General features: G+C 67.1%; 12 protein-coding genes. 7 read left to right on the forward strand and 5 right to left on the reverse strand.

The features are described from left to right. Positions 1 to 7: 7 nt before the first annotated feature. Genes AC5FRV_RS09380 through AC5FRV_RS09395 form a run of 4 tightly spaced genes read right to left on the reverse strand, consistent with a single transcriptional unit; the run spans position 8 to position 4,155 of the window. The gene (locus AC5FRV_RS09380; RefSeq protein ID WP_493560813.1) at positions 8 to 817 is read right to left on the reverse strand and encodes an ABC transporter permease; all 810 of its coding nucleotides are present in this window, start codon (positions 815 to 817) and stop codon (positions 8 to 10) included. Beyond that, positions 814 to 1,815, reverse strand: a complete 1,002-nt coding sequence (locus AC5FRV_RS09385) for an ABC transporter permease (protein ID WP_493560814.1) — start codon at positions 1,813 to 1,815, stop codon at positions 814 to 816. The genes AC5FRV_RS09380 and AC5FRV_RS09385 overlap by 4 nt, the downstream gene beginning before the upstream one ends. Beyond that, on the reverse strand, positions 1,812 to 2,924 hold the full coding sequence (locus AC5FRV_RS09390; RefSeq protein WP_493560815.1) for an ABC transporter ATP-binding protein: 1,113 nt from the start codon (positions 2,922 to 2,924) through the stop codon (positions 1,812 to 1,814). Before AC5FRV_RS09390 ends, AC5FRV_RS09385 begins: the two co-directional genes overlap by 4 nt. A 52-nt stretch (positions 2,925 to 2,976) precedes the next feature. Continuing rightward, positions 2,977 to 4,155, reverse strand: coding sequence for an ABC transporter substrate-binding protein (locus AC5FRV_RS09395; protein ID WP_493560816.1), 1,179 nt, complete (start codon positions 4,153 to 4,155; stop codon positions 2,977 to 2,979). A 247-nt stretch (positions 4,156 to 4,402) separates the two neighbouring features. Here AC5FRV_RS09395 and AC5FRV_RS09400 point away from each other — a divergent pair, with 247 nt between their 5' ends. From AC5FRV_RS09400 to AC5FRV_RS09415, 4 genes are read left to right on the forward strand one after another with little or no spacing between them, the layout of a single operon-like run. Further along, on the forward strand, positions 4,403 to 5,749 hold the full coding sequence (locus tag AC5FRV_RS09400; RefSeq protein WP_493560817.1) for an ArgE/DapE family deacylase: 1,347 nt from the start codon (positions 4,403 to 4,405) through the stop codon (positions 5,747 to 5,749). Beyond that, complete coding sequence (locus tag AC5FRV_RS09405; RefSeq protein ID WP_493560818.1) at positions 5,746 to 6,786, forward strand: CoA transferase subunit A; 1,041 nt, start codon at positions 5,746 to 5,748, stop codon at positions 6,784 to 6,786. The genes AC5FRV_RS09400 and AC5FRV_RS09405 overlap by 4 nt, the downstream gene beginning before the upstream one ends. Continuing rightward, complete coding sequence (locus AC5FRV_RS09410; protein WP_493560819.1) at positions 6,783 to 7,712, forward strand: CoA-transferase subunit beta; 930 nt, start codon at positions 6,783 to 6,785, stop codon at positions 7,710 to 7,712. The genes AC5FRV_RS09405 and AC5FRV_RS09410 overlap by 4 nt, the downstream gene beginning before the upstream one ends. Continuing rightward, positions 7,709 to 9,115, forward strand: a complete 1,407-nt coding sequence (locus tag AC5FRV_RS09415; protein ID WP_493560820.1) for an aminotransferase family protein — start codon at positions 7,709 to 7,711, stop codon at positions 9,113 to 9,115. The genes AC5FRV_RS09410 and AC5FRV_RS09415 overlap by 4 nt, the downstream gene beginning before the upstream one ends. Positions 9,116 to 9,131: 16 nt before the next feature. On the opposite strand, the gene AC5FRV_RS09420 is transcribed toward AC5FRV_RS09415, so the two are convergent. Next, positions 9,132 to 10,718: a class I adenylate-forming enzyme family protein gene (locus tag AC5FRV_RS09420; protein WP_493560821.1), complete on the reverse strand. Its 1,587-nt coding sequence runs from the start codon at positions 10,716 to 10,718 to the stop codon at positions 9,132 to 9,134. Positions 10,719 to 10,975: 257 nt separating this feature from the next. On the opposite strand from AC5FRV_RS09420, the gene AC5FRV_RS09425 reads away from it, so the two are divergent. From AC5FRV_RS09425 to AC5FRV_RS09435, 3 genes are all read left to right on the forward strand, one after another. Then, positions 10,976 to 11,539: a hypothetical protein gene (locus AC5FRV_RS09425; protein WP_493560822.1), complete on the forward strand. Its 564-nt coding sequence runs from the start codon at positions 10,976 to 10,978 to the stop codon at positions 11,537 to 11,539. A gap of 114 nt (positions 11,540 to 11,653) precedes the next feature. Beyond that, on the forward strand, positions 11,654 to 12,457 hold the full coding sequence (locus AC5FRV_RS09430) for a helix-turn-helix transcriptional regulator (protein ID WP_493560823.1): 804 nt from the start codon (positions 11,654 to 11,656) through the stop codon (positions 12,455 to 12,457). 152 nt (positions 12,458 to 12,609) lie between these two features. Then, on the forward strand, positions 12,610 to 13,071 hold the full coding sequence (locus AC5FRV_RS09435) for a hypothetical protein (protein ID WP_493560824.1): 462 nt from the start codon (positions 12,610 to 12,612) through the stop codon (positions 13,069 to 13,071). Positions 13,072 to 13,123: the final 52 nt, after the last annotated feature.

A 13,123-nucleotide genomic window follows, 5' to 3' on the forward strand; every position in this document is an offset into this window, starting at 1 on the left:
ACCACTATCAGGCCGACTTGAGGATGAGTTCCTTGCCGAGGAGCACGTCCAGCAGGAGCGGGATGCCGACGGTGATGACCATGAGGATGGTCGCCATCGCGTTGATCTTCGGCGTCAGGCTCGTCCGGACCATCGTGTAGATCTCGATGGGCGCCGTGACGGTCTGGGGCTGGACCCAGAACTGCGTCGCCGTGAACTCGCCGAAACTGATGACGAAGGCGAGCAACATGCCGGCGCCGAGGCCCGGAGCGATGGTCGGGAGCGTGACCTCGACGAACGTCTCCAGTTCGTTCGCGCCGAGGGTCAGTGCCGCTTCCTCCATCGAGCGGTCGAAACCGAACAGCTGGGCCCGGACGGTCACGAACACGTAGGGGAGCACGAGCGTCGAGTGCCCGAGGATCAAGAAGATGTAGTTCTTCTCCATCCCGACGTCCGTCAGGAACGCGGTGAGCGCGACGCCGATGACGACCGGACTGATCAGCATCGGCAGGAACAGCAGGCTCGAGAGGACGTTCTTGTACTCGAACTCCCGCCGGACGAAGCCGAGCGCGGAGACGAGTCCCACGACGCCCGCCACGACGGCGCTGCCCGCGGCGACGACGAGGCTGTTCCAGAGTGCGCCGAGGAGCCGGTCACTCGTCAGGAACGCCTCGTACCACGTGAGACTGAACCCGTCGGGCGGAAACGTGGGGTACTGCGTCGGGTTGAACGAGACGAGCACGACGACGAACAGGGGCAACAGCAGGAACAGGTACAGCAGCCCCGTCGTGCCCCGGATCAGGTCCCACCGCCGCTCGTCCGGGAGCAGCGGGCTCATTCGCCGAACACCTCCTCGAGGCCGACGAAGCGGTTGAACACGGTGATCAGCGTGAACAGGACGACGAGGTACACGATCGCCATCGCGCTGGCGAGGGGCCAGTCGAAGCTCTCACCGAACGTCTGGCTGATGAGATTCGCGACCATCGAGTTGGCCGGGCCCCCGAGCAGGGCCGGCGCCATGAAGCTCCCGACGGCGAGGATGAACACCAGGATGGACCCGGCACTGATCCCCGGCAACGAGAGGGGGAGCGTCACCTCGTAGAAGGCGCGCAGCGGCGTCGCGCCCATCGTCTTCGCGCTCTCGACGAACTCGTCGTCTATCTTCGCGACGCTGTTGTATATCGGCAGTATCATGAACGGGAGGAGCACCTGGACGAGGCCGGTGACGACGGCCACCTCGGTGTAGAGGAACCCGCCGGATTCGACGCCGACCCAGCCGAGTATCGTCGTCACCATCCCCTCGTTGCCCATGACGAGGATCCACGCGTAGTAGCGGATGATCAGCGGCACCCAGAACGGGAGCACGACGAGCAACAGGAGCAAGGACCGGTACTTGCTCTGTGTCCGGCCGAGGAAGTACCCCGGGACGTAGCCGAGCAGCAACGTCGTGACCGTCGTCAGGAAGCCGAACTTGAGCGACTGCCAGAGTATCAGGAGGTAGACGTTGCCGATCTGCCACCCCAGCAACTGCACGTCTTCGAGGAGGATGGACTGGTAGTTCGCGAGCGTGAACTCCTGGACCACGACGCCGCCCGCGCCCCGTTGCCAGAACGAGAGCGCGAGGATGTACGCGAGCGGCGCGAGGAGGAACACGGCCATCCAGGCGATCCCCAGGCCCGCCTGGACCGCCGTGAGCAGTCGTTCGCGCCGCTTCAGCGCCTGGATCCCTCGCAGCACCGGTTCGGCCCGGAGGACGCCGGTCCACAGCCGGTAGCGGTACCGCTCGAACCCGGTGCGATCGGCGCTGTCCGCCGCGCGCTGGTGGCGCTCGCTCATGCTACCGACTCGTCGACGGCGGTGTTCGATTCGTCCTGGCCCGGGTCGCGGGCGACGACCAGGTCCGCGGGGTCGATAGTGACGTACACGGTATCACCGGCGTCGTAGGCGTCGAGCGCGGTGAACCCCTGCTCGGCGACCACGAGCTCGGTCCCGTCCGCGAGCGTACAGAAGAACTGGGTCTTCTCGCCGAGGTAGTTCGTCGTGGCGATCGTCGCGGGGAACTCGTTGGTCGCCCCGGACGAGTCGGGCGAGATACCCAGCTTCTCGGCACGGAGGTAGACGGTCATGCGGTCGTCGGCGAGACCGGGCGCCGCCGGGAGTTCGAAGGTGACGCCGGCGTCGGTTTCGAGCAGTCGTTTCCCGTCGCGGTCGGCGACGGTGCCCGAAAGGGTCGTGGACTCGCCGATGAAGTTCGCGACGAACTTCGTCTGCGGACTCTCGTAGATGTCGAGGGGCCGGCCCTGCTGGGCGAGGTGTCCCTCGTCGAGGACCGCCACGCGGTCGGACATCGCGAAGGCCTCCGCCTGGTCGTGCGTGACGTAGATGGTCGTGATGTCGAACTCGCGCTGGATGCGCTGGACCTCGACCCGCATCTGTTCGCGGAGGACGCGGTCCAGGGCCGACAGCGGCTCGTCCATCAACAGGACGTCGGGTTCGAACACCAGCGCCCGCGCGAGGGCGACGCGCTGTTGCTGGCCGCCCGACAGTTCCTCTGGCGACCGGTCCATCACGTCGGGGAGGCGCACGCGTTCCAGGACCTCTGCGACGCGTTCGCGCCGTTCGGCGGCCGGGACGCCGCGCATCTTGAGCGGGAAGCCGACGTTCTCGCCGACCGACTTGTGGGGGAACAGCGCGTAGTGCTGGAACACCATCCCGATCTCTCGTTCGTACGCCGGCCGGTCGGTGACGTCCTCGCCGCCGATCCGGATCGCGCCCTCGGTCGGCATCTCCAGGCCCGCGATCATGCGCAGTGTGGTGGTCTTCCCACAACCGCTGGGGCCGAGCAGGGAGACGAACTCCCCCTCCTCGGCGGTGAACGTCACGTCGTCGACCGCCGTGACGTCGCCGAACTGTTTCGTTACGTGTTCTACTTCTACGTGACTCATGGGTGCTTCGTTGGAAACATCGGACAGGTGGGTGGGAATGGGGGTCGTCTGGTCAGTACTGGCCCAACTTGATCTTCTCGAAGGTCGAGTTCCAGTCGTCCTGGTGTTCTTCCTTGAACTGCTGGTTCTGGAACTTCAGGCGCTCACCGCCGCTCGGGTCGAAGTCCGGCAGCGCCTCGATGTCGCTCGACGTCGCCTGCGTCGCCGGCGGGTAGCCGAGCGTGGGTGAGAGGCTCTCCTGGACCTCCGGGCGGTAGGCGTACTGGAGGAACTTCTCGGCGGTGTAGCGGCGTTCGGACCCCTTGGCGATGGCGAAGGTGTCGGCCCAGCCGAAGGCGCCCTCTTCGGGGATGGTGTAGTGCAGGTTGTCGTAGCCGTCCTCCTGCAGTGCGAGGATGCGACCGGACCAGCCGTCGCCGAGGACGGCCGTGTCGTTCGAGTACAGCGTCGTCTGCTCCTGGCCGCTGGTCCAGTACTTCGTGACGTACTCGTGCTGTTCGGCCATCGCGTCGTACACTTTCTCGATGCCCTTCTCGTAGGACCCGGTGTCGCCTTCCATCACGTTGGGGTCCATTCCGAGCGAAAGCGCCGTCGTGAACACGCGCACGAACGCGAACCCTTCGAGGGTGAGCGCGCCGCTGTACTGGTCCTTCCAGGTCTCCTGCCAGGAGAACGGTGGCGAACCGGACACTTCGTCGCTGTTGTACACCATGCCGACGGTGCCGTAGTAGAGCGGCGCGACGTAGTGGTCGTCGCCGGAGGCCGCGGAGTTGTACTCCTGGAACGCGGGGAGGAGGTTCGACCAGGTGTCGACGTTGTCGAGCCGGATCGGTTCGACGAGGCCCTGTTTGACGGCGTTGTACGACCCAGACAGCGACGGCATGATGACGTCGTAGGAGCCGTCGGGACTCGATCGGACGTTCGCCAGCATCTTGTCCTGGCTCGAGAAACTCGACTGTTCCACCGTGACGCCGTACTCGTCCTCGAACGGTTCGATGAGGTGCTCGGTGAGCGCTTCCTGCGTCGAACCACCCCAGGAGTAGAACTTCAGGGTGTCCGCCATCTCCTGACCGCCGCTACTGGACGTGGTCGTGGTCGTCCCCGCGGACTCGCTCGTATCGTCCGAACCGTCGGACGTTTCCGTGCCGTCGCCGCTCGACGACCCGTCGAGACAGCCTGCGAGTCCGGCGATGGCGGCGCCGGACGCCCCGATAACCCGGCGTCGGCTCAACCGTCCTCGAGAACTCGAATCGGTCGACGTGGTGTGGTCTCCGTCGGAGTTACCGCCCGTTCCGTCAAGCGCATCATCCATGTTCACTGGTGACTTATCCCGGAAGTATAATAAACTTTGGTAAGAAAACACAAATTGCGACAGCCATTGAAAGCCGGATGCAAAATTTAGTTAACGCTGTAAATAACATGGTACGTATGCACTCACAGAACCGTCGCACAAACGGGCTCGACGACGAGGACCGACGATGACCGGGTCGTCTGTCATCGGACCGGCGGACCGACGGCGCGTCCGCGAGGCGGCCGCAACGGTCGTCGACGACGCCGCGGCGTTCACGGGCGATCTCGTCCGGGAGCGAAGCGTTCAGGGAGCCGAGGCGACCGCACAGGAACGCGTCGCCGAGGCGCTCACGGATCTGGGGCTCGAGATCGATCGACTCGAAGCGGACGACGTCCCCGGCATCGAGGACCACCCCGAGTTCGCCGACACCGACGACTCCTACGACGGGCGTCCGAACCTCAGTGCGCGAGTCGACGGGGCGGGCGAGGGACGGTCGCTCCTGTTCAACGGACACGTCGACGTCGTCCCCGAGGGCGACGCCGACCAGTGGTCGTTCGACCCCTTCGGCGGAGCGATCGTCGACGGCGAGATACGCGGGCGCGGGGCCTCCGACATGAAGGGAGGGCTCGCGGCGATGATCTACGCCGTCGAGGCGCTGGAACGGGCCGGCGTCTCCCTCAGCGGTGACCTGATCCTCCAGTCGGTCATCGAGGAGGAGGCCGGCGGTTACGGCGGCTCGCTCGCCACCGCCCTCGCCGGCCCCGAGGCCGACGCGGTCGTGATACCCGAGCCGACCGACTTCGACTGCTGGATCGCCAACGACGGCGTCTCCTACTTTCGGGTCACCGTCGAGGGCAAGGGAGCCCACGCCGCCAACACCGACAGTGGCGTCAACGCCGTCGCGAAGCTCATCCCAATTTTCGAGGCACTGACCGATCTCCACGAGGAACGGACGGAGACGGTCCACGACGAACTGTTCGAACGCGACGGCGAGAACACCGTTTCGCTCAACGTCGGGACGGTCGACGCCGGCGAGTGGCCCTCGAGCGTCCCGGACGAGGCCGTCCTCGAGGGACGCATCTCGCACGCGCCCGCCGAGGAACGGGCCGAGATCCGGCGCCTCGTCAAGGAGACGGTCCAGGCCGCTGCCGCGGGCGACCAGTGGCTCGAAGCCCACCCGCCGACGGTCGAGTGGTTCGGCTGGCGCGGCAGTTCGGCTCGCGTCGCCCCCGACGAAGCCATCGTCGAAACCGTCCAGTCGGTAGTGTCGGACGGGTTCGACCACGAGCCGCGCGCGATCGGTTTCCCCGGCGGCATCGACACCCGGTTCTTCGTCAACGACGCCGACACGCCGGCGCTGTGTTTCGGCCCCGGCGCGCACAACATCCACGGGACGGACGAGTACCTCCCCGTCGACGAACTCGAGCAGGCGATCGCGTCGCTGGCGTTGATCGCGATGGCGTGGTGCGGGTACGACCGCGACGACGAGGCGGCCGACGCCGACCGGGCGGCCCGCCAGGAGGGCCAACAGTGAGCCGGACGGACGGCGACGGGCGCGCACACGGGAGCGAGCGGGCCCTGGAGAGCCTCTCGTCCCGCGCCCCGTCCGGGACTCCGACGGGCGCACGCAGTCGTCGCGACAAGACGACCGACCTCGAGACGGCCATCGACGAGTACGTCCCCGACGGCGCGAGCGTCGCCTTCGGGGGAATGGGCGGGCGTGATCCGGAGGCAGCGGCCCGAGAGATCGTTCGCCAGGGGAAGTCCGGCCTCACGGTCCTCGACGACGCGCGGACCACGCTGTTCGACGTGATGGTCGGCGCCGGCTGCGTCGACCAGTACACCGGCTCCTGGGTCGGGACGAGTCTCATCTCCCAGGGGTTCAACGTTCGCCGGGCCGTCGAGGAATCGATACCGCACCACCTGGAGATGCGCGACGTCTCGAACTTCGGGTCGTCGCTGATGTTCCTCGCGGGCGCGATGGACGTCCCCTTCGTCCCGACCCGCTCGATGGTCGAGACGGACATTCCGGCCCACAACCCCGACGTCGAGGTCGTCGAGGACCCGCTCGGGTCGGGCGACGACCTGGCACTGGTCCCCGCGGCACAGCCCGACGTCGCCATCATCCACGTCCAGCGCGCCGACGCGCTCGGCAACGCCCAGATCTGGGGGAACGTCGTCAACGACCACCTGAAGGCCCGCGCCGCGGAGCACGTCGTCGTCACCTGCGAGGAGGTCGTGCCGACGGAGACCATCCAGCGCCACCCCGAGGTGACGCGGATCCCCTTCTACGCCGTCGACGCCGTCGTCGAGGTGCCCTTCGGCTCTCACCCCTGGCACTGCTACGGCTACTACTACGCCGACCTGCCGTTCTACCGCGAGTACGGGCTGCAGTCCAAGGAACGCGAGGGGTTCCTGGAGTGGGCCGACGAGTGGGTCCTGCCCCACGACGAGTACCTCGAAAAGATCGGAGCCGACCGCCTCGCGACCCTCGAGGAGATGGAGTCCAAGATCAACGAGGTACCGGGCGTCCGAGGCGACGACGCGACCGCACCGGAGGGGTCCCGATGAGCCTCGACGACCCGACGCACACCCTGACCGGCGACGACGTCGCCTACCCCGTCGACGTCGAGCGACCCCACGAGACGTCCGAGGACTACTCGCTGACCGAACTGCTCGCCGTGACGGCCGCCCACGAGATAGAGAACGGCGAACTGGCGTTCATCGGGGTCGGGATGTCGCTCATCTCCGGCGTCCTGGCCAAGCACACGCGCGCGCCGGACTGCCAGCTCGTCACCGAATCGGGCTACGTCGGTTCGCGCCCGCCGGGCGTCGTCCAGTCCATCTCGGACACGGTACTGGGCGTCGACGCCCTCGTCGCGACGAACCAGCTCCAGATATTCACCGACAACCAGCGCGGCCTCTTCGACGTCGGGATCATCGGCGCCGGCCAGATCGACCGCTACGGCAACACGAACTCGACCGTCGTCACCGGCGACGATGCGACCTACGAGCGACCGAAGGTCCGCCTGCCGGGCTCCGGCGGCAGCAACGACATCATGACCTCGTGTGGCAGGTCGATCGTGATGATGCGCCAGCAGCGACGGGCGTTCACGACCGAACTCGACTACATGACCGCGCCAGGCCACCTCGACGGCGGCGACGACCGCGAGGAAGCCGGCTTCCGGGGCGACGGCCCGTCGGCGGTCATCACCGACATGGCCGTGTTCCGCTTCGACGACGACGGTGAGATGGTGCTCGCGTCGACCCATCCCGGCGTCGCGGTCGCGGACGTGCGTGACGCGGTTCAGTGGGACCTGCGCGTGGCCGACGACGTGGTGACGACGCCCGAACCGACGCGCGGCGAGATCGCCGTCCTGCGGACTATCGACCCGACCGACACCGTCCTCCGCGGGAGCGACTACGTGTACGAGGTGGAGTTCGAGGAGTGGAGCGAGCGCGTGATGGAACACTGGAAGAGCCTGCAAGACGAATGAGTGATAGACAGATGCCCGACGACCCATCAGACGCACCGCATCGCGAGACGACGCCCGGCACCGAACTCGGCGGGATGTTCCCGCGGGCGTTCCAGAAGGAGTACGTCACGATCACCCGCGGCGACGGCCACTTCGTCTGGGACGCGGACGGGAACCGCTACCTCGACGCCATCGCCGGGAACCAGAACGTGAACATCGGCCACGGCCGGACCGAGGTGGCAGAGGCCGCGCGCGAACAGATCGAGACCCTGGAGTACACCTCCAGCATGCTGTTCGCGAACGAACCGGCGATGGCCTACACCGAGCGAATCGCCGAGTTCACACCGGACGGATTCGAGCACGCCTGGCTCGTCTCCAGCGGGTCCGAGGCGAACGAGAGCGCCGTCAAGATGGCGCGCCAGTACCACTACGAGCGCGGGAACACGGAGAAGTACAAGGTCGTCTCGCGCCAGCCGAGCTACCACGGCAACACCGGCATCGCGATGGCCCTCTCCGGCTTCCCCGCCCGGAAGACGAAGATGCAACCCCTCTTCGACGACTGGCCGACCATCTCGGCCGGAACCCCCTATCGCTGTGAGCACTGCGACGGTGACGGCGGCGGGGCCTGCGGCGTCCGCTGTGCCGACGAACTCGAGCAGGCCATCCTCGACGAAGGGCCGGAGACCGTCGCGGCCTTCATCGCCGAACCGGTGACGGGCGCGGCGAACGCCGCCGCCTTCCCGCACGACGGCTACTTCGAGCGGATACGGGAGATCTGCGACGAGTACGACGTCCTCTTCATCGTGGACGAGGTGATGGCGGGCTTCGGCCGGACAGGCGAGAACTTCGCCATCGAACACTGGGACGTGACGCCGGACATCATCACGAGTGCGAAGGGAATGAGCGGCGGGTACTCCCCCATCGGCGGCACGATGCCACACCGCCGGATCGCGGAGGTGTTCGAGGACGTCGAGGACGGCTTCCAGCACGGCCACACCTACTGTTTCAACCCCGCGTCGGCGGCCATCGGGAACGCCGTCCTCGAGTACATGGACGACAAAGACCTCGTCGCCAACGCCCGCGACGTCGGCGCGTACCTTCGCGAGCGCTGCGAGGAGTTCTACGAGTACGACTTCGTGGGCGACGTGCGCGGCAAGGGCCTGATGCTCGGCGTCGAGTTCGTCGACGACCGGGAGACGAAGGAACCGCTCCCGGAGAGCGGCGCCGAGTTCCAGTCGCTCCTCTTCGAGACCGGCCTCGACGAGGGCGTGATCACGTACCCGAGCGGCGGGCACGTCGCGGGCGACCGGGGCGACCACACGCTGATCACGCCACCGCTCACGATCGACCGTGACGCGGCCGACGAGCTGATCGACCGCATGCACGCGACGTTCGAGCAGGTCGGGGCGTCCCTCGACCGGTAGCGCCCCGTTCGCCTCACTATATCGACCGGTCTCCGTCGTCCCAGAACCGCTCGCGGACGGCGCTGCGGTCGACCTTCCCGAGTGTGGTCGTCGGGAGCGAGTCGACGACGGTCATCGACTTCGGCTTCTTGTAGCTCGCGAGTCGCTCGCCCGCGGACGACCGGAGTTCCTCGATAGTGACCGCTTCGTTCGTGACGACGACGGCGTGGACCGCCTCGCCCCACTCCTCGTGGGGGACACCGACCACGGCGGCGTCGTCGACGGCCGGGTGGTCCCTGAGCACCTGCTCGACGGCCTGGCTGTAGACGTTCATCCCGCCAGTGACGATGACGTCGCTCGCCCGGTCGAGCAGGGTGAGATAGCCGTCCTCGTCGACGACGCCGACGTCCCCGGTGTACACCCAGCCGTCTCGTAGCGTCTCGCGCGTCTCCGCGGGCCGTTCGTGATAGCCGTCGAAGACGTACGGCGCCGCCACGACGACCTCGCCGACCTCACCGGGCGGCAACGCGTCGTCGGTCTCCTCGTCCCTGATCTCGACGGTCGCGCGGAGACACGGCGTTCCGGCCGAGGCCAGGCGGTCGTCGTCACCCGCCGCGAACGCCACCTCGTGCTCGCGCGGTGGGAACGACGTGATCAGGTTCGGCACCTCGGTCTGGCCGTAGAACTGGTGGAAGACGGGCCCGAATCGTTCGATGGCTTCCCGGAGCCTGTCGACGCGCATCGGCGCCGCGCCGTAGATGATCCGTTCCAGCGAGGGGTGGTCCAGTCCGTCCGGGGTGGCGTCCAGTAGCCGGTAGATCATCGTCGGGACCAGGAACGTCCACGTGACGCGCTCGTCGTCGACGGTTTCGAGGAGCGACCCGGCGTCGAACCCTGTCCGCAGGTGGACGGTACCGCCGGCGAGCAGCGCCGCGTAACAGAACGTCCCGGCCGAATGCGAGAGCGGTGGGACCAGCAGGCCCACGTCGGTTCCCGAGAAGCCGAACTCGGTGACGACGGCCTGGAGGTTCTCGACCAGGCACCGCTGGCTGTAGTGGACTCCTTTCGGTCGGCTCGTCGTCCCGCCGGTGTAGAAGTGTCCCGCCACGTCGTCGGGGCCAGGGGTCGGTACGGTGGTCAAGTCCGGGACGTCGGCGAGGAACTCCCCGTAGCGGTGCCACTCGACGTCCGCGTCGGGAAACGACTCCACCTCCTCGTCACCGGCGACGACCACCGTCTCGAGCGCCGCGACCGATCGTGCGGCCTCGACGACGGCGTCGAGCTGGGCCGGTCCGCAGACGAGCGTTCGTGCTCCCGAGTCCTCGAGCAGATACGTCAGTTCGGTCGCCGTGTGCTCGGGATTTACCGGTAGACGAGTGGCTCCTGCCCGGATGACGCCGAGGTCCACCGTCGGAAATAGCACTTCGTTCGGGAGCAAGACGCCGACGCGGTCCCCGACGTCGACGCCGCGGTCGGCGAGGGCCGTCGCGAACCGTGCCGACCGGTCGTCGAGATCGCCGAACGTGACCGATTCGACGCCGTCGGCCAGCGCCGTCCGGTCCGCGAACTTTCGGAAGGCCCGGGCGAAGACGTCGGGCAGCGTCTGCGGATAACCGGAATCCATACCCGAGGTTGTTACTGGGGTCGCAAAAGCACTCTGCATCGTGCAATGAGGAACCCTCCCCTACCGGTATGGTGCGACAGTGCTGTCGATCAACGCCGCGAGTCCGTCGACGCCGTCGTCGGAGAAGCCACCGTCAACGTCGTCTGCAGTAGCCCTCGTCGATAGCGAGAACCAGTGCCGTACGAGTCCCGGAGAACGGTCAGACGCGATTTTGAGCTAGCGGTCCTCTTATACTCACGACGGTGAAACGGCGTGACATGACCAGACGTGGCGTCGCTGTCGTCCTCGCAGTCGTCGGAGTCGTCGCTATCGTCGGGACTGTCGCCGTGGTCACCGGGCTCGGTCTCTGGCCGGTTGGCGCCGGTAGCCCGCTCGGAGACGACCCCCAGCCACCGGCGCTCCTCTCGTTCGAATCGGCCGGCGCTCACTGCACCGACGATTTCTCTGCGAACAGTTCGACGTCGGTCGCCAGTGGCGGGGCGAACACCGAGATAACGCACGCCCGGAACGTCTCGTTGCCGGGTCCGTCGTACGCCATCGGCGGCCCGACGTTCGAGCGCCAGAACGAATCGACGTACGTTCTCTCGGTGCCCATCGAGGAAACGGACAAGGCGCCGCGGGAATGCCCCGGCGTCGCCCGGTACGAGGCGACGATGCGCGTCCCCGCGGGCGACGATCCGTGGCGAATCGTCGTGACCCACGACGACGAGACGGTCACGACCATCGAAGGCGACTCGGAACGTGGGGTCGCAAGCGGGTCGGCGAGCGTCAGCCAGTCGGTCTCCGACGAGCAGACGAATGAGACCGAAGCGAGAGCGTGAGGGTCCGGCTACCGGTTCGACGGCTCAGTTGCCCCACTCTCCGGCTGCGCAGACACGGTACTGGGAACGACGAGCACAGTTTCACTTTTTACCCAGGCGGGAATAGGGACGGCTATGACGGCAGGTGACGCGGCGAAATTCCTGGCGGGGTCGCCGGAGCGACGGCGGCTACTGACCTCCCTGTCGGCCGACCCTGCGACGCCGGCGGCCCTGGCCGAGACGCTCGACGTCTCGCGACGAAGCGTCCAGCGCCATCTCAAGGACCTCGTCGACCGGGGCTGGGCGACGAAAACGGACGGGCGCTACGAGTCGACCACGACTGGCGATCTCGTGGTCGAGGAACACACGACGTATCTGGATGCCCTCGACCGGATCGACGCCTTCGGTCCGCTCTTCCGTCACCTGCCCGATAGCGACCACACGCCGGAGCTACGGTGGCTTCGGGACGCGACGCTCAGGACGGCGACGGAGCAACATCCCCAGGCGCCGGTCGAGTTCTACGTCGAGCGCGTCCGGGCGTTCGACGGCGACCGCGTCCGGATGATCGCGCCGGTCCTGAGCCGGTCGTTCCACCGGGCCCACGCCGACCTCGCGCTCGACGGGGTACACACGGACCTCGTTCTCTCGGCGTCGACGATCGCCGCGGCACGCGAACTGAACCCGACGGAGTTCGACGTCGTCACCAGCGTCGACGTCCTCACGGTGTACGAGTACCCCGACGACGTCGGGTTCGGACTCACGCTCGGCGACGACAGATTGCTGATGGCCGCCTACGACGGCGACGGGCAACTCAGGGCGTGCATCGAGTCCACGGATCCCGACTGCTACCAGTGGGCCGAACGACTGTTCGAACGCTACGTGGAGCAGTCGACGACCATCGACTCGCGGTTCTCCGTGCCGTTTCCTCGCCGCAAGTGAGGGAGAGACAGAGCGCGGAGGGACATATCGTTGCAGGTGTGACAGCGCCTGTCCCGAGTGACTGGAGATAACGTAAGGTGCCGTCCTCGCCCAGAGACGCTCGTGAAGGTCCTCGTACTCGGCCCGGCGTTCCCGACAGGTGGTGTCCAGGGATGAATTCCGGACGCTCCCTTCGACGGTTCGCCCGCATCGCTGCTGGCGCAGCCGGGCTGAGTGGTTCGTACGGCTTCTTGCGACTGATGGGGGCGTTCGGCCCGGTCTCGTGCTGGACCAGCCAGACCAGTCGAGGCAGTTCCAGCGGGGGAGTCACCTCGACCGAGGTGAGCCGCGGCTGCGAAGCGGGCGTCGACTACCTCCTGGGCAGTACGGGAGGCAACGCGCCCGTCCTGTTCTTCTGGGCCGTCGTCCTGCTGGCGCTCACCGGCGTCGGCGTCGTCTCGGTCTGGACGGACCGCCGACTGCTCGCCTGGGCGACCGTCTGTCTCGGCGGCGTGATCACCGTCGTCGGGATGTTCAGCATCGGTGGCCAGTTCCTGTTCCCGACGCTGTTCCTGTTCGCCGCCGCAGTCGCGCTCTCCGTCCGTGCGCGTCGAGAGCCGTCTGTTTGGGCGTGACTGGGGAAACCGCACCAACAAAATCCTCCCAGGAGCGAATCGAATATACCAC

Source organism: Halomicrobium sp. HArcel3 (assembly GCF_058933135.1).